Source organism: Enterobacter sp. BIDMC 27 (assembly GCF_000534415.1).
GTDB lineage: Bacteria > Pseudomonadota > Gammaproteobacteria > Enterobacterales > Enterobacteriaceae > Enterobacter > Enterobacter hormaechei_C.
In genome coordinates this window covers 3,988,705-4,011,169 of the sequence record NZ_KI973178.1, presented here as the reverse complement: position 1 = coordinate 4,011,169, position 22,465 = coordinate 3,988,705, and the positions used below count along the sequence as shown (strand labels likewise).

Below are 22,465 nucleotides of genomic sequence, written 5' to 3'. Positions count from 1 at the left end.
TCCGTTACCGTTTTTAGTGTTTTCTCCCTCTCCCGGTGGGAGAGGGTTGGGGTGAGGGCACCAGAACGCACCCTTTCCTGGTCGGGTAAGCGAGAGCGCCACCCGACTTATTATTAACGAACTACCGCTTGTCCTACCGTCTCATCCGCCTTCCATACGCGATATTTCACATCCACGTTTTCCGGCGTGTATACGACGATCGGCAGCTTGCTGTTATAGCGCAGCAGACTGTTATCACCCAGATACGCGGTAATAAATTTCTTCTCTTTCTTGCCGTCCGGGCACGCCATCATGGTGGAGACTGGCGAGGTTACTTTGTCGAAGACATAGTAGTCATAGCCCCAGCCTTCCAGCGTTTTGCTTTCCAGCTGGCCGCCCAGGCGATGCTGGTTGCAGTCCACTTCCAGCGTCTGGCCGATTAACAGCTCAACTTTGAAATTTGCTTCATCCTGCTGAGCCGGGAGCTGAATAACCTGGCGCTTCATCCCTTTGTCCGCTTGCGGATACGGAGCAACTTTTTCCAGCGGCTGCTCTTTCCGGGTTTCGCTGGCGAAAGCACTGCTGCTGGCGCACGCAGCGGCGATGAGGGCGATGGCAAATTTAGGTGCGTTTTTCACTGTCATTCCTTTTTTGTCAAAACGATCCGGTAAAGACTAACATAACGTACGTGAATGGTTGGCGCAATTTACTCATGTTTTCAATTTAAATGGAGTAATACACTGCTTTGGTGTTCTTTTTGTGGTGTTTAATGCTGCGTTGGAGTCGGGGCGGCAATCGTGTTATTTTACGCGTTAATTATTGTTATTCATCTGTAAAGGGAGGGGAGATGGTACGGGAAAAACTGAAGACACCTGAAGGCCGCAAGTTCCTGCTGGCGTTACTGGTTGTATTTATGATTGCTGCCGCATGCGTGGGGCGAGCAACCATTGTCGGTGTGATTGAGCAGTACAACATCCCGCTCTCTGCCTGGACAACCAGCATGTTTGTCCTGCAATCGGCGATGATCTTTGTTTACAGCCTGGTGTTTACCGTCCTGCTGGCGATTCCGCTGGGGATTTTCTTTCTCGGTGGGCGTGAAAAACACTAAGCATTGCGCATGCGGAGACAGGCAATAAAAAACCAGCCATAAGCGGCTGGTTTTTTTGTGTAGTTTTGGTCGGCACGAGAGGATTTGAACCTCCGACCCCCGACACCCCATGACGGTGCGCTACCAGGCTGCGCTACGTGCCGACGCATAAAAGGAATACTACTCGATTCCTTTTTGAATGCAAGGGGCAAGCAACGCTAACTGATTCATAAATAATCAGTTAGCGATAAAGCGCTTCTCGTCTGTCAGCACCTGCAACAGCAAACTGAGCTGCGGCTTCTGGTCTTTCAGCTTCTCACCTTCGAGGTTATACGTCTGGTAATTGCCATTGCTGTTCAGCACCAGGGACAACGTTGGCGTGGTCACCACCAGCGTGTTTCCGCCAGCAGCCGTGACCCAGTTATGACGCCGCGTGGCGCTAAAGAGGTCTTGTCCCTGCGAGTACTCAATTGCCGGTGTGCTGACGTGCAGCAGCCGTTGCATTAACGTGGTCATGACGTCTTTATGGTCGGTGAGCATGTTGATGCGCTGCGCGGGAGTGCCCGGCCAGTGGATCACCAGGGGAACATGCAGGTTCGGACGCGACCACTCCATGCCCTTCGCCTCGTCGCCGAGCGGCACGCCATGCCCCGCCGTGATAATCACGACCGTATTATCCAGCTTGCCCGCGTCGCGCAGGGCGGTCAGCACGCGGCCGATCTGCGCATCGACATCGCCCGCCGCACGGCTATAGCGGCGCGCGAAGCCTTTCTGATTGCTGTCATCAAGCGTTGTGCCGTTAAACGCAACCCAGGAGAACCAGCGGTTATCTTCCTGCGCATAGCGCTTCAGCCAGTCTATCCACTGGTCAGCGGTCCGATCGTCAGACTGGCTCTGCGCGGCGGGCAGTGAGAAATCAGACAGCAGCGCCTGGCGGTACAGCGAGCTGTTGAAACCATCAGAGGCGAACAGCCCCAGCTGGTAGCCCTGCTGATTAAGCCCGGTAATCAATGCCGCCGGAATACGGGCCGACAGCACGCCGTCCATATAGCTCGGTGAAATGCCGTAGAACAGGCCGAAAATACCCGCGTCGGTCGAATTACCGGAGCTCATATGCTGAGTGAATACGATGTTGTTCTCAGCGAATTCAGCCAGCGCTGGCATCTGCTTCTCATAGCGGGAATAGTTCAGGCCATCGACGGTAATCAGCAGCACGTTCTGACCGCGGCCCATGTCGCGATATTTCAGATCGCTCAGGGGATACTGCACGCTGACCGCTTCCGGATTACCCTGTTCGACCAGACGACGCTGATACTCCTGCGCGTCCAGCAGGCCGTGTTTTTCGAGGAAACGACGCGCCGTCATCGGATAGGAGAGCGGCAGGTTCGCGCGCTGCATGGTAATCGGGCGGTAGAAGTTCGCATCTGCCCAGATATACATCAGGTGCGAACCGATAAATGAGGCGAAAAAGAGCGCCGCGACGGGCTTCGCATAATGGCGGCGTCGGGTCAGACTGCGGAGTTTTTGCCAGCTCCACGTGGCGAACAGCATTTCGATCAGCAGGATGATCGGCACGCTGATAAACATCAGCTGCCAGTCGCGCGCGGTCTCGTTCTGATCCGGGTTAATTACCAGCTCCCAGACGACAGGATTCAGGTGCAGGTGGAAGCGGGTAAAGACTTCGCTGTCGATCAGCAACAGCGTCATGCCCGCCGTCGCAAGAATGGCGGACAGGAAGCGCATCAGCCGCTGCGACATGACGATAAACGTCAGTGGGAACAGGATCAGCAGATAGGTGGCGAAGACCAGAAAGCTAAAGTGACCAACAAGGCTCATCCACGAGTAGATGCGCCCGGTTAACGTGGTTGGCCAGTCCGCCACAAACAGATAACGGCAGCCGAGCACCATCGCCAACAGAATGTTGAACAGGGCAAACCAGTGCCCCCAGCTGACCATCTGGGAGACTTTTTCACGGTAGCGCTGACGATTCGTCACCATAAACTGTTGTTCGTTTCCCTTAGTGTGCCTGGTCGTCGCTAACGGAGGACTGCAAAGCCTGGGCGAAAGATTTGGCGATCGCCTGACGCTGAGCCGGAGCAACGCTGGTATTGATCAGGTTGGTAACCATATTTCCCAAAACCATCAGGGAGAGATCGGTTGGCGTTTTATGTTTTTCCAGTACGTTGACCAGCTCACTGAGCAATTGTTCAACGTGTTCGTCACTGTAGCGGGAATGTTGTGGCATAAATCAAAATCAGTTTGTTGAGAGAAGGGCGACATATTACCGTAGCAACAGCTTTTTTTCCCCTTTTTTATCTTCTGTTGCACACATGCTTTGGTGGTGGTTGAATACCGCCCGGTCTAAAAGGAGAGTTTATCATGAGTCTGGAAATCAACCAGATTGCCTTGCACCAGCTTATCAAGCGTGATGAGCAAACCCTTGAAGTGGTGCTGCGCGATTCGTTACTGGAACCAACGCCTACCGTTGTCGAGATGATGGCGGAGTTGCATCGCGTCTACAGCGCGAAAAATAAAGCCTATGGCTTGTTCAGCGAAGAGAGCGAACTGGCGGATAGCCTGCGCCTGCAACGTCAGGGCGAAGAGGATTTCCTGGCATTCAGCCGCGCTGCTACTGGCCGTCTGCGTGACGAGCTGGCGAAATATCCCTTCGCCGATGGCGGTATCGTCCTGTTCTGCCACTACCGCTATCTGGCGGTAGAGTATCTGCTGGTCACCGTGCTGAATAACTTAAGCAGTATGCGCGTGAACGAGCAGCTGGATATCAGCTCAACGCACTACCTGGATATCAACCATGCGGATATTGTGGCGCGTATCGATTTAACCGAATGGGAAACCAACCCGGAATCAACGCGCTATCTGACCTTCCTTAAAGGCCGCGTGGGCCGCAAAGTGGCGGATTTCTTTATGGACTTCCTCGGCGCCAGCGAAGGGCTGAATGCCAAAGCGCAGAACAAAGGTCTCCTCCAGGCGGTGGATGACTTTACGGCTGAGGCGCAGCTTGATAAATCTGAGCGTCAGACCGTGCGTCAGCAGGTTTACAGCTACTGCAACGAGCAGCTACAGGCTGGAGAAGAGATTGAGCTGGAGTCGCTGTCCAAAGAGCTGGCAGGCGTCAGCGAAGTCAGCTTCCAGGAATTTACTGCGGAAAAAGGCTATGAGCTGGAAGAGAGCTTCCCGGCGGATCGCAGTACGCTGCGTCAGCTGACGAAATTTGCCGGTAGCGGCGGTGGGTTAACCATTAACTTTGATGCCATGCTGCTCGGGGAACGTATCTTCTGGGACCCGGCCACCGACACGCTGACCATTAAAGGCACACCGCCGAATCTGCGCGACCAGCTTCAGCGTCGCACTTCAGGCGGTAAGTAACAGCCATAAAAAAACCCCGCAAACGCGGGGTTTTTCTCGACAGGTTTGCGATTACGCGCGAACGAAGTCGATGTGAGTCAGTTTTGGCTTGAACGCGTGACGCTGAACAGCCTGAACTTTCACTTTTTCTTCTTTACCGTCAACAACGATGGTCAGAACTTCGCTGTAGAATTCAGCTTTGTTCTGCATGTTCCATACTTTGTCGTGATCCAGTTCAATAGCAACTGGAGCAGCTTCGCCACCGTAAACGATAGCCGGGAACTTGTTTGCGGTACGCAGGCGGCGGCTCGCACCCTTACCCTGCACGTTACGTACTTCTGCTTCGATAGTGAACATTGATTTCTCTCTGTATTTAAAACCCTACTACAGGCGACCCAGCAGCAGGTGAGTGTTCTGCCTCACGGATGTGAAGCGGGCGGCATTTTATACTCAAATGGCTCGCGCATCAACGAAAAGTCCCGTTAACCGCGCAATTCGTTTGCCCGGCGAAAGCGTCCTTCATAGTCAAAGACCTTCTCACGCACCTGCCAGAACTGCCCTTTTTTACGGGCGACAACAAAATCAGGATGGCGCAGTAACGCCTGCTGGCGCACGATATCGGCCACGGTTAGCCAGCGCAGCGGCACGCCAGGCGTGCGGGTGTGCGGGCGGATAAAGAGCTGCTCAAACGCGGTGCGCTGGGCGGGCGTCTGGACCCGGAACCGCTCGCTGACGTCTGCGCCATCCTCGTCGTAGTAGGTAATTTTTAGCCACTCGCCTTTTTCATCCGCGCCGGGCTGTAAGGCCATGCCGGAACAGCGCAGCACCAGCGCATCTTTCAGCTTCAGCGCCGCTTTCAGCATGTCGTCCGGGTCGACCAGGACCGTGTCGCACTCCCGACAGCGGCGGGCGGCAATGTCGTTTTCGGCATTGCACTGCGGGCAGTTTTTGAAGCGGAAGCGGAAGTCACACTGTTCGCGATGGCCTTCATCGTCTTCAAACCAGCCCTGACAGCGGCGGCCAAAATGTTCGATCAGCGTGCCGTCGGCGGTGGTTTTCCCCCAGAAGGTGTTGGCAAACCCGCAGGCAGGGCAAAAAACCTGAACGGGCACGTTGTCGCTCTTGCCTTTTGGCGTGCCGACTTCCGGCGAATAGAGATCGTGCGGGTTACCGGCGTAATCAAGGATCAGACAGTCGGTTTTGCCCGGCGCCAGACGCAGCCCGCGGCCAACAATCTGCTGATACAGGCTGACGGATTCCGTCGGGCGAAGAATCGCAATCAGGTCGACGTGCGGGGCGTCAAAGCCGGTGGTTAGTACGGAGACATTCACCAGATAGCGGAACCGCTGAGCTTTGAAGTCCTCAATCAGGCTGTCGCGCTCCAGGCCGGGGGTTTCACCGGTAATTAACGCCGCGTCGTCGGCGGGCAGCAGCCCCGTAATTTCGCGCGCGTGTTCGACAGTGGCAGCAAAAATCATCACCCCTTTGCGCGTTTGCGCGAACTCTTCAATCTGGCTGATGATATGCGGCGTGATCCGCTTCTGTTTTTTCAGCTCATGGTTAAGATCTGCCTCGCTGAACAGCCCGTTGCTCTGCGCCTGTAAACGGCTGAAATCGTACTGCACGACGGGCATATCCAGCCGCTCCGGCGGCGTCAGGTAGCCGTGCTTGATCATGTAGCGCAGCGGAAGCTCATAGATACAGTCGCGGAACAGGGCCTTTTCATCGCCACGCACCATGCCGTGATAATGAAACTGATAAATCCAGCCCTTGCCCAGACGAAACGGCGTGGCGGTGAGGCCAAGCAGACGGAGGTGAGGATTCACCTTTTTCAGATGAGTGAGGATTTGCTGATACTGGCTGTCGTCGTCATCGCTGATGCGGTGACACTCATCGACAATCAGCAGGGAAAACTCGCTGCGAAACAGTTCCAGGTTGCGCGCAACGGATTGTACGCTGCCAAACACCACTTTTCCGTGGCTCTCTTTGCGCTTCAGTCCGGCGGCAAAAATGTCGGCCTCCAGGCCGAGCGCGCAATATTTGGCGTGGTTTTGCGCCACCAGCTCTTTGACGTGCGCCAGCACCAGCACGCGTCCGCGGGCCAGGCGCGCCAGTTCGGCAATCACCAGGCTTTTACCGGCTCCGGTCGGGAGTACGATGGCAGCGGGCTCCCGATGCTTGCGAAACCAGGCGAGGGTGGCATCAACGGCTTCCTGCTGATAGGGGCGTAATGTGAACGTCATGGCTTCTCTATTCAGTTAACTCGCATATAGTATGCCACGAAACTTTTTCCCTTGAGTGGCGCAACCAGACCATTATACTGAACTGTTTCTGACTGCTTCTTTTTCGGACGCGTAGTCCGACTTCCAGCACCATTAAGGCTAAAAAGATTTCATGCGACTTGATAAGTTTATCGCTCAGCAACTCGGCGTAAGCCGCGCTATTGCCGGGCGTGAAATTCGCGCCTGCCGCGTAACCGTGGACGGCGACATTGTGAAAGACAGCGCTTTTAAACTCCAGCCTGAGCACCAGGTGGAGTATGACGGCAACCCGCTGACCCAGCAGAATGGCCCGCGCTACTTCATGCTCAACAAACCGGAAGGTTACGTCTGTTCAACGGACGATCCGGATCACCCGACGGTGCTCTATTTCCTCGACGAACCTGTGGCGCACAAGCTGCATGCGGCAGGGCGACTGGATATCGATACTACCGGCCTGGTGCTGATGACCGATGACGGCCAGTGGTCGCACCGCATCACCTCCCCGCGCCATCACTGCGAGAAAACCTATCGGGTGACGCTTGAGTCTCCGGTCTCGGATGACACGGCAGAGCAATTCGCGAAAGGCGTTCAGCTGCATAATGAGAAGGATCTGACCAAACCGGCGGTGCTGGAAATCCTCACCCCCACGGACGTCCGTCTGACCATCAGTGAAGGCCGCTACCACCAGGTGAAACGGATGTTTGCCGCCGTGGGCAACCACGTTGTGGGGCTGCATCGTGAACGTATTGGCGCGATTGAACTCGATCCAGACCTGGCGCCAGGGGAATATCGCCCGCTGACGGAAGAAGAGATTGCCAGCGTCGGGCTGCCTTCACGCTAAATTCAGGAGAACCCTGTGACCACCAGGCCACACTCGTCGTTTAAAATTGTATTTATCCTTGGCCTGCTGGCCATGCTGATGCCGCTGTCTATCGATATGTATCTGCCCGCGCTGCCGGTGATTTCCGCGCAGTTTGGCGTACCGGCAGGCAGCGCGCAGATGACGCTCAGCACCTACATTCTTGGTTTTGCCCTCGGTCAGCTCTTTTATGGCCCAATGGCCGACAGCCTGGGGCGTAAACCGGTTATCCTGGGCGGGACATTGATATTTGCCGCGGCGGCGGTGGCCTGCGCGCTGGCGCAGAGTATCGATCAGCTGATTGTGATGCGCTTCTTCCATGGCCTGGCGGCGGCTGCGGCAAGCGTGGTGATTAACGCGCTGATGCGCGACGTCTACCCGAAGGAAGAGTTCTCACGCATGATGTCGTTCGTCATGCTGGTCACGACAATTGCGCCGCTGGTCGCCCCCATGGTGGGCGGGGCGGTCCTGGTGTGGTTCAGCTGGCATGCGATTTTCTGGATCCTGGCGATTGCCGCGCTGCTGGCCTCGGTGATGATCTTCGTCTTTATCGATGAAACGCTGCCGGTCGAGCGACGTCAGAAGTTCCACATTCGCACCACGCTTGGCAACTTTGCCTCGCTGTTTCGCCATAAGCGTGTGCTCAGCTATATGCTGGCCAGCGGCTTCAGCTTTGCCGGAATGTTCTCGTTCCTGAGCGCGGGGCCGTTTGTGTACATCGAACTGAACCATGTGTCACCCCAGCATTTTGGTTACTACTTCGCGCTGAATATTGTGTTCCTGTTTGTGATGACCATTATCAACAGCCGCTTTGTCCGGCGGGTTGGGGCGCTGAATATGTTCCGAGCCGGGCTGTGGATCCAGTTCGTGATGGCTATCTGGCTGGTATTGAGCGCGTTGCTGGGCGTCGGTTTCTGGGCGCTGGTGGTGGGCGTGGCGGCGTTTGTCGGCTGCGTGTCGATGGTTTCATCCAACGCGATGGCGGTGATCCTCGACGAATTTCCGCATATGGCGGGCACCGCCTCGTCGCTGGCAGGAACGTTCCGTTTCGGAATTGGCGCGATAGTCGGGGCGCTGCTCTCGACGGCGACGTTTAATACCGCCTGGCCGATGCTGTGGGCGATTGCCCTCTGCGCGACCTGCTCCATACTCTTCTATCTTTACGCCAGCCGGCCGCGAAAGACGGCGCATAAATGACCACTTAAGGCCCGTGACGGGCCTTTTTGTTGACCCATATCAACCAACCCTCCGTTCGTTTACCCTGTGTTTGTTTCTTTTATGTAAAATCTATTTATGTAAAAAGTCACATCATTGTATTTAAAAAGGTTGAGTTAGATCGCAGAAACGGGTACATATAGCGCCGACGCGAGCCTGCAACGCCTATAAAATCCGCTAAACAGTGCAGGTTGGCGATGATGTGTTACTATAAATGTAAATAAATTGTGAAGTAAATTTGCTTCCGGGGATCTGAACGTGAATACATTACAACTCTCCATTGTCCATCGCTTGCCCCAGAGCTATCGCTGGTCGACGGGTTTTGCAGGTTCGAAAGTTGAACCGATTCCGCAAAGCGTTGCCGGGGAGGATAATTGTCTGGTGGCCCTCAAACTGCTCAGCCCGAGCGATGAAAATGCGTGGCCGGTCATGGAACGTCTCAGCCAGGCGCTGACGGACATCGAAGTGGACAGCTCCGTGCTGGAATGCGAAGGTGAGCCGTGCCTGTTTGTTAACAGCCAGGATGAGTTTGCCGCCACCTGTCGTCTGAAAAACTTCGGCGTGGCCATTGCCGAGCCGTTCTCCGGTCAATATCCTTTCTGAGTGCTAGTCAGCGGACAATAGCTGGCGCGTGTAATCCTGCGTCGGCGCGGTGAATACGCGCTGGCACTCTCCCTGCTCAACGACTTCTCCCTGCCGCAATACCACCACCTGATGGCAAAGCGCACGCACCACCTGTAAATCGTGGCTGATAAAGATATAGGCCAGCCGATGCTTTTCCTGTAGCCCCTTCAGCAGCGCCAGAATTTGCGCCTGCACGGTGCGGTCCAGGGAAGAGGTTGGCTCGTCCAGCACGATCAGCTCCGGTTTCAGGATCAGCGCGCGGGCAATCGCTATACGCTGGCGCTGTCCGCCGGAAAACTCAGCCGGATACCGGTGCCGGGTCTCGGGATCTAAACCCACTTCCGCCATCACCCGCATCACGTCGATTTCACGCTGTTGCGCCGTCATGGTCGGCTGGTGGACGCGCAGGCCCTCTTCAATAATCTGTAATACGCTCAGGCGCGGGTTAAGCGAAGAGTTTGGATCCTGAAATACCACCTGCATCCGCGGACGCACGGGAAGCATCATCCGGCGATTCAGGTTTTGCAGCGGCATGCCGTCAAAAACAATGCTTCCCTGAGAGGCGATCAGGCGCAGCAGCGCCAGGCCGGTGGTGCTTTTGCCTGAACCGGACTCGCCCACAAGCCCAAGCGATTCGCCCGGACGCAGAGCGAAGCTCATGTCTTTCAGAACATGATTGTGATCGACCACGCGACGCAAAATGCCTTTGCGGATCGGGAATGACACCGACAGCCCCTCAACCCTCAGCAACGGCGCGCTGTCAGCGTTAAGCGGAACCGGGTCGCCAGCGGGTTCGCTATCGAGCAGGCGCTGTGTATACGGGTGCTGAGGCGCGCTCAGCAGGGCGGATGCCCGGTTCTGTTCCACGCAGCGGCCGTTTTGCATCACGGCCACCGCGTCAGCGAGCTTTTTCACGATGCTCAGGTTGTGCGTAATAAACAGCAGGCTCATGTTCAGCTCGTCGCGCAGTTCGCGCAGCAGTTGCAGAATTTGTGCCTGTACCGTGACGTCCAGCGCGGTAGTAGGTTCATCGGCAATCAGCAGTTCGGGGCGCGTGAGCAGGGCCATTGCAATCATCACGCGCTGGCGCTCGCCGCCGGAAAGCTGGTGCGGGAAATCGTTCAGCCGTTTCGCCGCATTACGGATACCGGTGCGTTCAAGGCAGTCCAGAATTTCACCCCGCGCTGCCTCTTTACGCATTCCCCGATGAAGTGACAGCACTTCATAGAGCTGTTTTTCCAGGGTATGCAGTGGGTTGAGCGACACCATCGGCTCCTGAAAAATCATGGCGATGTTGTTGCCACGAATGCCGCGCAGGGTTTGCTCGTCAGCGTTCAGCAGCGATTGTCCATGGAACAGAATATCCCCCTGCGGATAGCTGACCGGCGGGGAAGGGAGCAGGCGCAGCACCGACAGCGCCGAAACGCTCTTACCGGAGCCGGATTCCCCGACCAGCGCCAGCGTCTCTCCGCGCTGGATCTGCAACGATAAATCCGTCACCACCGTGCGTGATTCGCCCTGTTTTGAAAACGCAATCGACAGGTTCTCTATGCTCAGAAGAGGCCGGGTCATGTCATACCGCCTTGTTGGGATCGAAGGCATCGCGCACGGCTTCGCCAATAAAAATCAGCAGGGAAAGCAGCACCGCCACGGAGAGGAATGCGGCGATGCCCAGCCAGGGGGCCTGGAGATTGTTTTTGCCCTGCAACAGCAGTTCGCCAAGGGACGGTGAGCCCAGCGGCAAACCGAAACCAAGAAAATCAAGCGACGTCAGGGTGGTGATGGAGCTGCACAAAATAAACGGCAGGAAGGTAAGGGTCGCCACCACCGCATTGGGAAGCATGTGACGGAAGATGATTGCGCCATCGCTCACGCCTAACGCCTGCGCAGCGCGAATATAGTCGTAATTCCGCGTACGCAGAAACTCCGCGCGCACCACGCCGACCAGCGCCATCCAGCCGAACAGGACGGTGATCCCGAGCAGCCACCAGAAGCCAGGCTGTACCACGCTGGACAGCAGGATTATCAGAAACAGCGTTGGCATACCGGACCAGACTTCAATCACGCGCTGTCCCCATAAATCTATTTTACCCCCGTAATAGCCCTGCACGGCGCCCGCCACAACGCCCATTACGCTGCTAAAGAGCGTCAGCAGTAGCCCAAACAGGAGCGAGATGCGGGTGCCATAGAGAATGCGCGCCAGCACATCGCCGCCGTTGGCGTCCGTTCCCAGCCAGTTTTGCGCGGAAGGCGGCGAAGGGAAGGGGGTGGACGTGGCGAAGTTAATACTGTTCGCGCCAAAACGAATCGGCGCCCAGATAGCCCAGCCGTGCTGCGCTATCTGTTCACGTAACCAGGGATCCTGGTACTCGGCTGGCGTCGCAAACGGGCCGCCAAAATCGCTTTCGCTGTAGGTAGTCAGCACCGGCACATACCAGCGGTCTTTGAAATGCACCAGCAGGGGTTTATCGTTGGCAATCAGTTCCGAACACATACTTAAGGCGAACAGGACGGCGAAGATCCACAGCGACCAGTAGCCGCGACGGTTGTGGCGAAAGCGCGCCCAGCGGGCCTGATTGACGGGGCTTAAACGCGACATCAGCGACCCTCAAAATCGATACGGGGATCGACCAGCGTATAGCTGATATCGCTGATGATGTTCAGCAGCAGGCCGATCAGGGTGAAAATGTAGAGTGTGCCAAACATCACCGGATAATCACGCGAGACGGTGGCCTCATAGCCCAGCAGCCCTAATCCGTTGAGCGAGAACATCACCTCTATCAGCAGCGAGCCGGTAAAAAACATACTGATGAACGTGGCGGGGAAACCGGCAATCACCAGCAGCATGGCGTTACGAAAAACGTGCTTCCACATGATCTGCTTTTCACCGACGCCTTTGGCGCGCGCGGTGACGACGTACTGTTTGCGGATCTCATCGAGAAAGGCGTTTTTGGTCAGCATCGTAAGCGCCGCAAATCCGCCGATGACCGTTGCCAGCACCGGAAGCGTGATGTGCCAGAAGTAATCGGTGATTTTCTGATACCACGGCAGGGTGCTGAAATCCGCAGAGACCAGCCCGCGCAGCGGGAAGAGGTCGAAATAACTGCCGCCGGCGAAAAAGACAATCAGCAGCACGGCAAACAGAAACGCCGGGATAGCGTAGCCGATGATAATGAATGTGCTGCTCCAGATATCGAAACGGCTACCGTTATAGACCGCTTTTCGGATCCCCAGCGGAATGGAGACCAGATAAATAATCAGCGTCCCCCACAGTCCGAGCGTGATGGAAACCGGCAGGCTTTGTTTGATCAGGGTTAACACCGAGGCGCTGCGAAACAGGCTGTCGCCAAAATCGAAACGGACATAATCCCAGAGCATCCTGAAATAACGCTCGTGCAGCGGCTTGTCAAAACCATAGCGATGAGTAATCTCGGCGATCACCTCCGGATCCAGTCCGCGACCGCCCCGGTAGTGGCTTTCGCTGATGTTGCCCACGCCCGTCCGGGCATGGCTGGCCCCCATTCCTTCACCGCCGCCGCCCGGCATGCCGCCAGCGTGACCAAATTCTATTGCCGCAATTGCCTGGTCCACCGGACCGCCGGGGGCGATCTGGACGATAAAAAAGTTAATGGTAATGATGGCCCACAGCGTCGGGATCACTAACAGCAGCCGGCGGATAAGATAAGCGCCCATCGTCACTCCTTAACGCCGCTCTGCGGGCAGTTTTGCGGCTTTATTCACGTCATACCACCAGGTGTCAAAGCCGAGGGTGTAGACCGGGCGAACGGCAGGCAGGGAGAATTTATCCCAGCGGGCCACGCGATCTTCGCCCATATACCACATCGGCAGCATGTAATAGTTCCAGGTTAAGACCCGATCGAGCGCGCGGCCAAGCGGCAGAAGCTTGTTCTTATCGCCCTGAGCGGCGACAATTTTTGCAATCAGCGCATCAATCACCGGGCTCTTTACGCCCGGGGCGTTGTAGGAGGAGTCGATATACCCCGATGCCCAGGAGATTTGCAGATCTGAACTTGGCCACGGCTGCGCGGCCCACAGGGTCTGCATCATGTCGTAATCGCGACTGCGCTTGCGGTTGGTTAACTGGGCCATATCGACCTGGCGGATATTCATGGTGACGCCAAGCCGGGCAAGGTTCTTCTTAAATGGCAGCACCCACTGATCGTTTGCGCCGGAGGCAATCAGCAGTTCGAAGCTGAGCGGTTTACCGGTTTGCACATTAACCCGTTGCCGATTTTTCAGCACCCAGCCAGCATCATCCAGCAGGTTGCTGGCTTTCAGCAGGTTGTCCCGGTCGAACCCGTTTCCGTCGGATTTGGGCGGTTCAAATACGCGGGTGAACACCTCCGGCGGGAGCTCCGCTTTCATTGGCGCCAGCAAAACCAGCTCGTCCGCGTGGGGATAATCACGGGCGGCATATTCAGTATTCTGGAAATAGCTGTTCGCCCGGCTGTAGGCTCCGTAAAACAGCGCTTTGTTCATCCATTCGAAATCAAACGCCAGGGTAATGGCTTCACGCACCCGACGATCGGAAAAAACCGGGCGCTGAATATTAAACGCCAGCCAGCGCGTGTCCTGCGCGGATTCGTTTTTGTGTTCGTCTTTAACAATATAGCCTTTCGCGAAATTTTTTCCGATATAGCGGGTCGCCCAATTTTTGGCGCTGTTCTCGACACGTAAATCAAACGCGCCCGCCTTAAATGCCTCGAAGGCCACGTTATCATCCAGGTAGTAGTCGTAGCGGATTGTATCGAAGTTCCAGCGGCCCCGGTTTACCGGCAGAGTGGCTGCCCAGTAATCTTTCACCCGGGAATAGATCACGTACTGGCCCATTCGCCAGTCGGTAATGCGATACGGCCCTCCGGCCAGCGGCGGGGTAGAGAGGGGATCGCTCAGCTTATGATTTTTCCAGAAGGATTCGGGCATGACGGGCAGGGAGAACAGGCTCAGCATATTCTCTTTGTTCGGCTCAGGGAGTTCGATTCGCACGGTCAGCGGGGCGATGGCTTTCACCGTGGTGCCCTTGTACACCAGACGAAACTGCGGCACGCCTTCGGTCATAAATTTATGAAAGGTGAATGCCACGTCACGGGCGCTAACCGGCGTACCGTCGTGAAAACGCGCCCGCGGATTAATCGCGATTTCTGCCCAGCTGAAATCATCGGCGTATCGCACGTTCTCGGCGACCAGGGGATAATAGCTGCCGGGCTCGTCGTCGGAGGTGACGAACAGCGTGTCATAGAGGGATTCGGTACGCGCTGCCGCCACGCCGCGCAGGGCAAAGCGGTTAAAGTTGTCAAACGTTCCCGTGGCGGAAAGCGTCACGTTTCCGCCTTTCGGGGCGGCGGGGTTAACGTAATCGTAGTGGTTAAAGTTAACCGCGTACTTCGGCTCGCCAATGACGGCAAAGGCCGTGCTCTCTTTGATGGTCTGCGCCTGGCTCGACAGGCTCACCAGCGCCAATAGCGTCAACACAACGCGCATAATCATAGTGCGGCGGATCCCTTTGTTCACAGGCAGGCTCGGTTGAACAGAATAATAAGGGACAGCGCCGTGATTGTGAAATTATTCCCCGAGCGTGATGTCGGGTTGCCACGTCCTGAACTGCTCCAGCGGCATTGGGCGGCCGATCCAGTAGCCCTGAAGATAGTTCACGCCATGCTCGCGCAGCCACGCCGCCTGCTCCGGCGTTTCAACACCCTCGGCAACGGTTAACATATTCAGGCGTTCTGCCAGCGTCAGCACCGCGTCAAGCACTGGCGAGGTGACGGTTTCAGTCCCGATGGCATTCACGAAGCCACGGTCAATTTTCAGGTAATCCATCGTGAAGCGTTCCAGATAGATCAGCGCGCTGTGGCCGGTGCCAAAATCATCGATGGCAATTTCAAAACCTTCTTCGTGCAGCCATTCGAACAGCTGATTAGCCTCGCGGTGGTTGATCATATCGCGCTCGGTTATTTCCAGCACAATCTGGAAGTGATCGGGTGGAAGGGCGGCGGCAAACGCGCGCATATCCTCTTTAAAGCTTTCCGCATGCAGATGCCCGGGCGCGATGTTGATCCCAAACTTGGCCCCAGGCGGGAGCACCGTTTGCAGGACAGGGGCATCGCGGATAATCAGGTCAAAAAGATGCAGCGTCAGCGGGACAATCAGCTTCTGCGCTTCAGCGAAATTAATAAAGGCATCCGGTGGAATTTCTCCCATCACCGGATGCTTCCAGCGCATCAGGACTTCCAGCCCGGTCATTTTGAGCGACTGCGCATCCACGACGGGTTGATAGACCACGTAAAACTGGTCGCGTTTGATGGCCGTTAGGATCTCTTTCCCCGGATTAAGACGGATAGTAAGAATATAGAAATTCAACAGGCCCGCCGCGATACCGCAGACCAGGCCGAAAAACAGGGCGTACAGCACTTCATCGGTCGTCCAGGCTTCCGCATAAACATGGATGGTCAGAGGCACATTTTTCAGCGTGGCGGTACGGACCGGGATATCAGGCAAATCACGTGCAGGGACCAGCGTTCCGGAATGGGTTGATAACGCATAATCGCCAATAATGATGGAAATACCGGCAAACTCATCCTGTCTTGAGGTGTAGAGGAGATAAGGAGTCAGGTTAAGATTAACGGAGGTAAATACACCGCCGTCCTTCACCAGTGGGTTGCGATACCAGATGGCAATCGCGGGCTTGTCCGGCATCATGGGGGTGCCCGGCAGGAGCGCCATATCAACCTGTTTATTGATGTGCAGTTCAGGAATAAGCGCTTCCAGAGGGACATTCATCGGGCCGGTGGCGGAAGAGCAGTAGGCGTTTTTATCCCTGACCAGCAAAAAGGCGCGCACGTTGATGCTAAAGGCCGCCCGGGAGGTCAGGGCGGCACTCACTTCCTCGCAGCTGTTTAGCGTGAGTGGCTGGAGTGTATCAATCGACATTTTGAGCTCATCGAAATAGCTCTCCATGTAGACGCTTAAATCGGTAATAAGGGTATCGAATCTGACGTCTCGCTTGTGGTAACTCCAGTAAAACTGTAATGCTCCCAGGAGCAGGGCAGTGAATAACCCCGTAAGGAAACTGAGAAACAGAATCTTGCGGTTGCTGGAGAAGTAGCGGGTAAACATAGATGTCGTGATTCCTGAAATGCCGCTGGATAGTTATCAGTGTAACGGGCAAAAAAAAACACTGCCGGAGCAGTGCTTTTTTTATCGTATCGCCAGCCAAGGGATAACCAACGATACGACAGCAATATTAACTACGGCTCAGAACGCGGCGAGCTTCGTTGTAGCGCTTCTTCCAGTAAGGTTCGTTCATGCTGGAAATCGTCACACCACTGCTGGTGGAAGCATGGACAAACTGATCGTTACCGATATAGATGCCAACGTGTCGACCGGTTGAACCCGCTCTGAACAGGACTAAATCGCCCGTGCGCAGTTTAGTGCGCGAAATGGATTTACCCATTTCCTGCTGTTCATAAGTAGAACGCGGAAGGTCTAACCCAAACTGCTCACGGAACGTACGCTGTACGAACGCGGAACAATCGATGCCTTTCTTGGTGCTGCCGCCCAGACGGTAACGCACGCCTTTCCAGTCAGCATACTGATCCATAATACGCGACTTAACGTCGAGATTACGTACCATATTTTCAAATTCATCCTGAGAGGCTTGCAGTGAAGAGGAATCTTCCATTCCCACAACACGCGTCTCAGGATGCATATTCTTCGCGGTGTTCGTCGTACTACATGCCGAAAGCAGAACCGCCACTGCAATCGCCGGGATCCCCCGCAAGATATATCTCAAGATTGGTTGAGATTTGACCATTTTGTTTGTTTTCCCTTGAAGTCCTTAACGAAAATATCGTTATAAAAATGCCAACCGTGACGAGACTAATAATCTGTTCACAATGAGACAATTCTTTATGGTGAAAACTGTGGCTCAACGCACAAAATTATTCACCATGATAATAATTATCTCAGTGGGGCAAAACGAGTTCGAGGTTAACCGATTGCACGGGGTATTGCGAGCAAAAAAGTCCGTTTTTTTATAAGAAAATGTGATACACAAAGTTACAGCGCGGAATTGCTCAAAATGCCGCCATTCATATCGGTAATCCCTGCAATTGCTTCATTTTTATCACGAATTGTATGACGGGATGATGACAGCGTTGAATGACGCCGAAAAGAAGTGACGCAGGGATCGAAAACGATCCCTGATGAATGGTGTTAATTTTCGTTATTTATTTGTTTCCAGCTTGTTTAAATTTGCCAGGAAGATAGCGATCAAAAATGTCTATTATGCGATCGCTCAGGGGGGTCATCAGCACCCACGGTAAACCAATTAACACCGCCGTGAGGGAGCCTACGGCGATATCTGTCAGCCAGTGAGCGCCAATCATCACCCGCGGGAATGCAAATACCACCACAATAACCAGGGCGATGGTGAAGGCTTTTTTACCAAAATAGCGCAGCATGAAGCCTGCAAAAATCAGCAGCATCATACCGTGGTCGCCCGGGAAACTGTCCTTCGAGGCATCTTTGGTTGGAATATGAAGCAGCTCGCTGACGCGGTTAATATTCGGGAAAAAGAGCGAAGGACTGGCGCGTTTAACCGGCATCAGATGCTGCGCCAGCTGGTTGATAATCACGGCCGTCAGCAGCATCACCAGGCCGATAATCAGAATACGGCGACGACCCGTTTTGTCTTCCTTCAGCCAGAAGGAGAGCATCAGACAGCCCATTGCCAGCAGCGAACAGCCGTCAAACGCGCGGTTGTTGGTGATCGCCACCAGCCACAGGAAGGCTTCACTCTTCGCCAGCGCCTGGTTAAAGAAGTGGAACAGCCCGGAATCCAGCGGGAACCAGAAACCGTGATCCGCCGGGATATACCAGGAGAAAAAGATCGCCAGGCCGGCAGCGTTGAGCAATAAAATAGCAGGAAGTCGAGTCGTCATAGTCTTCAGCAATGTGTGAAATCAGGGGCAACGTTAGCCGCCCAAACTTAAACGAAGCTTCAACAGGCTTGACTGGAGGGCATTCCAGTCGGTATTAACCGCACTAATTAACTCTATCCGGCTGTCGGGTGGCGCGACGTTCTGGGTTTCAATAAAGAAATCCTCGCCCTGACGGTTAATGCGCACCAGACCATCCGGAGTGCGCATGATCCCTTTTACCCGCTCAACCGGCGCGAGTCTCGCCCATTCCAGTATACCAATGGTGTCGAAAACCGTATCGGCATCGAAGATCCACCCGCAGGCCTGATGCCCCTGGCCGCTGTTCAGGTTGCGACGCCAGCGCTGATGCTCCGGCAGGCTCAGTGCAGCCAGGCCTTGCTTCGCGCCGTGGCTATGCGAATGCTCAGCGCTGGCAGGCAGTTGCGTCTGGTTGAGGCGGGGAAGGTCGAGCAGGGCGCCATCAATGTTGCCCTGGGTCGTCTGCACATACTGACGTCCACCGCCAGCCTGCTGCCACCAGGACTGGAACGCGGCCTGACTCTCAGCTGTCGCGCGATCGGATTTATTCGCCACGATAATATCTGCCGAGGCGAGCTGGTCGCGGAAATTGTCATTATTGATCGCTTTTTCATCCAGCAGCTGGCGGGGGTCGAGCAGGCAAAGCGTCGCACGCAGCTCAAGCCACGGCTCGTATACCGGGGCGGTCAGTAAATCAAGGATTTGCTTAGGATGCCCCAGCCCGGTGGGCTCAATCAGCAGACGGTCCGGCTTGCCCTGACGCAGCAGCGTATTCAGCCCGACCTGCATCGGCAGACCATTCACGCAGCACATACACCCGCCCGGGATCTCTTTCACCATCGCGCCGCTGTCGGCGAGCAACGCGCCGTCGATCCCCACTTCGCCAAATTCGTTGACCAGCACGGCCCACTTTTCCGCCGGGTCTTTATTGGCCAGCAAATGCAGAATGGACGTAGTTTTACCGCTGCCGAGAAAACCGGTGATCAGGTTGGTTTTGGTCACGTGCGCTCCGATAAATAATTGTGATGTAGTAACAACTATCTATCATCCTGACGAAAAAATCGGGCATTGAGAAGAGGGAGGGCGAACGGAGCATAAAACCGTTCGCCTTAAACGCAATAATCGCTAAATTTTTAACGTTTCGATAACGGCCTGGCGCGCGCCGAGCCGGACGAGGCGCTGGTACGCGCTGGTGATTGCCTCGACAAAGACAGGGTTTTGCGGCAGGTCGTCGCCAAAGATTTCATTTAGCGTCAGCAGGGCGCTAACGCGTTCTGCGTCGCTGCTGGTAGCGACAATGGCCTGAAACTTGTCGCTCAGCGGATCGCGTACGTCAATGGCGTTGCCCTGTTCGTCCGTACCGCTGACGTAGCGCATCCAGCCCGCCACCCCCAGCGCCAGTAATGGCCAGGCGGTGTTACGCTCAAGATGCACGCGGATCCCATCCAGCATGCGCTGAGGCAGCTTCTGGCTGCCGTCCATGGCGATTTGCCATGTACGATGCTGTAGGGCCGGGTTGGCGAAGCGGTCAAGCAGGCTGTCAGCATAGGCTGTCAGATCAACGTTGGTGATGCGCAGCGTAGGGGCCTGCTCATTCAGCATCAGCCTGCGGGCCGCCTCGCGGAAACTGTCGTCCTGCATACATTCATTTATGTGCGCGTAGCCGGCAAGGTAGCCCAGATACGCGAGGAAGGAGTGACTGCCGTTCAGCATCCGCAGCTTCATCTGCTCCCAGGGCAGGACATCCTCAACCATCTGTACGCCTGCCACCTCCCACTCCGGACGCCCGGCGACAAAGTTATCTTCCACTACCCACTGAATGAACGGTTCACAGCTGATGGCGCAGGGATCTTCAACGCCAAGTTCCTGGGTGATTTCCGCGAGTGAGGCGTCGGTGGCGGCGGGCACGATTCGGTCGACCATGGTGCCAGGGAAGCTCACGTGCGCCTCGATCCATGCGGCCAGCTCTGCGGAACGCTTTCCGGCCATGCCGAGAACGGCATTTTTCACCACGTGGCCGTTGTCGGGAATATTGTCGCAGGAGAGCACGGTAAACGCCGGCAGGCCCCGCTCGCGGCGGCGATGAAGCGCTTCAACCAGAATACCCGGCGCGGAATGCGGCTCAGACGGGTGCTCGAGATCGTGCAGGATGCGGCTATTCCGCATATCCAGTTTTCCCGTCGCCGGATCGATGCAGTAGCCTTTTTCGGTAATGGTGAGGGAGACAATTGCCACCTGCGGTTCGCAGAATTTCTCAATAATGGCTGCCAGCGAGTCGAGTTTGGCGTTCAGGCACTCTTTTACCGCACCGATAATAATGGGCTGATTGCCTTCGGCACCTTTCTCCAGCACGGTAAACAGATGATCCTGCGCCCGGAGCTGGCCCATAAGGACATCGCCGCTAAAGAGGCTAATCTCACAAATTCCCCAGTCGCCTCCTTTGGCATTCAGTACCCGGTTTGTTAACAACGCCTGATGCGCCCGGTGGAACGCGCCAAAACCGAAATGGACGATGCGGGAGTGTAACTGCTCGCGATCGTAGCGGGGCTGCTGGACATGAGCAGGAAGCGCGGTGGAGGCAATAGTCTTCATGTAATACACACCTGATTAACCATTAATTAACAATGCCAGTGTAAAGTTATATGACAACAAATTAAATTGGTAAGCCGTAAATATCCCTGTTATGTGAGTTTGATCAATCAATGCCGCGTGCTGTATTGACCACTTCGATTAAACATGTATGGTAGTCGTCATTGAAGTAACACATATTGGTATAACAACTTGAGAGGGTGGGGCAATGGAACAAACCTGGCGTTGGTACGGGCCGAACGATCCGGTTTCTCTTGATGATGTGCGTCAGGCTGGCGCAACGGGTGTAGTCACGGCGCTGCATCATATTCCGAACGGTCAGGTGTGGCCGGTAGAGGAAATCCAAAAGCGTCAGGCTCAGCTGGCAGAGAAGGGGTTAACCTGGTCTGTTGTGGAAAGTATTCCGGTTCACGAAGATATCAAAACCCACTCCGGTGAGTGTGATACCTGGATTGCGAATTATCAGCAGAGCATTCGTAACCTGGCAGCCTGTGGTATTGATACCGTCTGCTACAACTTTATGCCGATTCTGGACTGGACGCGTACCGACCTGGAATATGAAATGGCCGATGGTTCGAAGGCGCTGCGTTTCGATCAAATCGCTTTTGCGGCTTTCGAACTGCACATTCTGAAGCGTCCGGGGGCGGAAGCAGACTACACTGCCGAAGAGCAACAGCAGGCGCTGGCGTGGTTCAATGCCGCCAGTGAAGCGGACATTGAGAAGCTGGTTCGCAATATCATCGCGGGCCTGCCGGGGGCGGAAGAGGGTTATACCCTCGATCAGTTCCGCGCGCGCCTGGCGGAATATGGCGATATCGATAAAAACCAGCTGCGTGAAAACATGGCGCACTTCCTGCGCGCTATTGTGCCGGTGGCAGAAGAAGTCGGCGTGCGGCTGGCGGTTCATCCTGACGATCCACCGCGCCCTATCCTCGGCCTGCCGCGTATCGTGTCTACGATTGAAGATATGCAGTGGCTGAAAGAGACGGTGGACAGCATCTACAACGGCTTTACCATGTGTACGGGCTCGTATGGCGTGCGGGCGGATAACGATCTGGTGCGGATGATCGAAACCTTCGGCGATCGCATTCATTTCACCCACCTGCGTGCAACCTGCCGTGAAGAGAACCCGAAAACCTTCCACGAAGCAGCCCATCTTGGCGGCGACGTGAACATGGTTGCGGTGGTGGATGACATTCTCTCTGAAGAGGTTCGTCGTAAGCAGGCGGGGGATGTGCGTCCTATTCCGTTCCGTCCGGATCACGGGCACCAGATGCTGGACGATCTGCGCAAGAAAACGAATCCAGGGTATTCGGCGATTGGCCGTCTGAAAGGGATGGCGGAAGTGCGCGGTATCGAGCTGGCGCTGAAAATGACGAAGTATCCTGAACTGCTGTAAAGGTTGTTGCCGGGTGGCGGCTGCGCCTTACCCGGCCTACAAAAACACAAAAACCGGCATCAGAGCCGGTTTTTTGTAGGCCCGGTAAGCGTAGCGCCACCGGGC

General features: G+C 55.4%; 20 protein-coding genes and 1 tRNA gene. 6 read left to right on the top strand and 15 right to left on the bottom strand.

Features of this window, described 5'->3' with window-relative positions; translation table 11 throughout:
- Window positions 1-113 precede the first annotated feature (113 nt).
- Window positions 114-623: a serine protease inhibitor ecotin gene (eco, locus tag L463_RS03960; protein ID WP_032103230.1), complete on the bottom strand. Its 510-nt coding sequence runs from the start codon at window positions 621-623 to the stop codon at window positions 114-116.
- Window positions 624-826: 203 nt separating this feature from the next.
- Between eco and L463_RS03965 the strand changes: the two genes are divergently transcribed.
- Entirely contained in the window at window positions 827-1,087 is a 261-nt protein-coding gene (locus L463_RS03965) for a DUF2534 family protein (RefSeq protein ID WP_006811332.1), read from the top strand.
- A 66-nt stretch (window positions 1,088-1,153) separates the two neighbouring features.
- Here L463_RS03965 and L463_RS03970 read toward each other — a convergent pair.
- The 3 genes from L463_RS03970 to L463_RS03980 all read right to left on the bottom strand — a co-directional run bounded on the left by L463_RS03970 (window position 1,154) and on the right by L463_RS03980 (window position 3,311).
- Window positions 1,154-1,230, bottom strand: a tRNA-Pro gene (locus L463_RS03970).
- 73 nt (window positions 1,231-1,303) lie between these two features.
- Complete coding sequence (gene yejM / locus L463_RS03975; protein ID WP_017383404.1) at window positions 1,304-3,064, bottom strand: LPS biosynthesis-modulating metalloenzyme YejM; 1,761 nt, start codon at window positions 3,062-3,064, stop codon at window positions 1,304-1,306.
- 19 nt (window positions 3,065-3,083) lie between these two features.
- Window positions 3,084-3,311 carry a YejL family protein gene (locus L463_RS03980; RefSeq protein ID WP_001135586.1) on the bottom strand — a complete coding sequence of 76 codons (228 nt, stop codon included), beginning with the start codon at window positions 3,309-3,311 and terminating at the stop codon, window positions 3,084-3,086.
- Window positions 3,312-3,445: 134 nt separating this feature from the next.
- Between L463_RS03980 and yejK the strand changes: the two genes are divergently transcribed.
- Window positions 3,446-4,453 carry a nucleoid-associated protein YejK gene (yejK, locus tag L463_RS03985; RefSeq protein ID WP_017693031.1) on the top strand — a complete coding sequence of 336 codons (1,008 nt, stop codon included), beginning with the start codon at window positions 3,446-3,448 and terminating at the stop codon, window positions 4,451-4,453.
- A gap of 51 nt (window positions 4,454-4,504) precedes the next feature.
- Here yejK and rplY read toward each other — a convergent pair whose 3' ends face one another.
- Window positions 4,505-4,789, bottom strand: coding sequence for a 50S ribosomal protein L25 (gene rplY / locus L463_RS03990; RefSeq protein WP_015572298.1), 285 nt, complete (start codon window positions 4,787-4,789; stop codon window positions 4,505-4,507).
- A 125-nt stretch (window positions 4,790-4,914) separates the two neighbouring features.
- Window positions 4,915-6,675, bottom strand: a complete 1,761-nt coding sequence (locus L463_RS03995; RefSeq protein ID WP_032103232.1) for a DNA repair helicase RadD — start codon at window positions 6,673-6,675, stop codon at window positions 4,915-4,917.
- A 151-nt stretch (window positions 6,676-6,826) separates the two neighbouring features.
- Here L463_RS03995 and rsuA point away from each other — a divergent pair, with 151 nt between their 5' ends.
- The 3 genes from rsuA (at window position 6,827) to L463_RS04010 (ending at window position 9,370) form a co-directional block, all read left to right on the top strand.
- Window positions 6,827-7,534, top strand: coding sequence for a 16S rRNA pseudouridine(516) synthase RsuA (gene rsuA / locus L463_RS04000; protein WP_032103233.1), 708 nt, complete (start codon window positions 6,827-6,829; stop codon window positions 7,532-7,534).
- A 15-nt stretch (window positions 7,535-7,549) separates the two neighbouring features.
- Window positions 7,550-8,749 (top strand): Bcr/CflA family multidrug efflux MFS transporter, encoded by a 1,200-nt coding sequence (locus tag L463_RS04005; protein WP_017383400.1) that lies wholly within the window; start codon window positions 7,550-7,552, stop codon window positions 8,747-8,749.
- 276 nt (window positions 8,750-9,025) lie between these two features.
- Window positions 9,026-9,370, top strand: coding sequence for a YejG family protein (locus L463_RS04010; RefSeq protein WP_003859372.1), 345 nt, complete (start codon window positions 9,026-9,028; stop codon window positions 9,368-9,370).
- A gap of 3 nt (window positions 9,371-9,373) precedes the next feature.
- Here the strand turns inward: L463_RS04010 and yejF are convergent, their stop codons facing one another.
- The 9 genes from yejF to L463_RS04055 form a co-directional block, all read right to left on the bottom strand.
- Window positions 9,374-10,963: a microcin C ABC transporter ATP-binding protein YejF gene (yejF, locus tag L463_RS04015; protein ID WP_032103234.1), complete on the bottom strand. Its 1,590-nt coding sequence runs from the start codon at window positions 10,961-10,963 to the stop codon at window positions 9,374-9,376.
- 1 nt (window position 10,964) lies between these two features.
- Entirely contained in the window at window positions 10,965-11,990 is a 1,026-nt protein-coding gene (locus tag L463_RS04020; protein WP_015572302.1) for a microcin C ABC transporter permease, read from the bottom strand.
- The gene (locus tag L463_RS04025; protein ID WP_003859369.1) at window positions 11,990-13,084 is read right to left on the bottom strand and encodes a microcin C ABC transporter permease YejB; all 1,095 of its coding nucleotides are present in this window, start codon (window positions 13,082-13,084) and stop codon (window positions 11,990-11,992) included. The genes L463_RS04020 and L463_RS04025 overlap by 1 nt, the downstream gene beginning before the upstream one ends.
- A gap of 9 nt (window positions 13,085-13,093) precedes the next feature.
- On the bottom strand, window positions 13,094-14,899 hold the full coding sequence (locus L463_RS04030) for an extracellular solute-binding protein (protein ID WP_017383396.1): 1,806 nt from the start codon (window positions 14,897-14,899) through the stop codon (window positions 13,094-13,096).
- Window positions 14,900-14,974: 75 nt separating this feature from the next.
- Window positions 14,975-16,528: a cyclic di-GMP phosphodiesterase gene (locus tag L463_RS04035; protein WP_015572303.1), complete on the bottom strand. Its 1,554-nt coding sequence runs from the start codon at window positions 16,526-16,528 to the stop codon at window positions 14,975-14,977.
- 127 nt (window positions 16,529-16,655) lie between these two features.
- Entirely contained in the window at window positions 16,656-17,225 is a 570-nt protein-coding gene (gene mepS, locus L463_RS04040; RefSeq protein ID WP_003859364.1) for a bifunctional murein DD-endopeptidase/murein LD-carboxypeptidase, read from the bottom strand.
- 415 nt (window positions 17,226-17,640) lie between these two features.
- Window positions 17,641-18,354: a phosphatase PAP2 family protein gene (locus tag L463_RS04045; RefSeq protein WP_032103237.1), complete on the bottom strand. Its 714-nt coding sequence runs from the start codon at window positions 18,352-18,354 to the stop codon at window positions 17,641-17,643.
- Between the two features lie 33 nt (window positions 18,355-18,387).
- On the bottom strand, window positions 18,388-19,374 hold the full coding sequence (locus L463_RS04050; RefSeq protein WP_017383393.1) for a CobW family GTP-binding protein: 987 nt from the start codon (window positions 19,372-19,374) through the stop codon (window positions 18,388-18,390).
- A gap of 123 nt (window positions 19,375-19,497) precedes the next feature.
- Window positions 19,498-20,964, bottom strand: coding sequence for a mannitol dehydrogenase family protein (locus tag L463_RS04055; RefSeq protein ID WP_015572307.1), 1,467 nt, complete (start codon window positions 20,962-20,964; stop codon window positions 19,498-19,500).
- A 205-nt stretch (window positions 20,965-21,169) separates the two neighbouring features.
- Here L463_RS04055 and uxuA point away from each other — a divergent pair, with 205 nt between their 5' ends.
- Window positions 21,170-22,360: a mannonate dehydratase gene (gene uxuA, locus L463_RS04060; RefSeq protein ID WP_032673260.1), complete on the top strand. Its 1,191-nt coding sequence runs from the start codon at window positions 21,170-21,172 to the stop codon at window positions 22,358-22,360.
- Window positions 22,361-22,465: the final 105 nt, after the last annotated feature.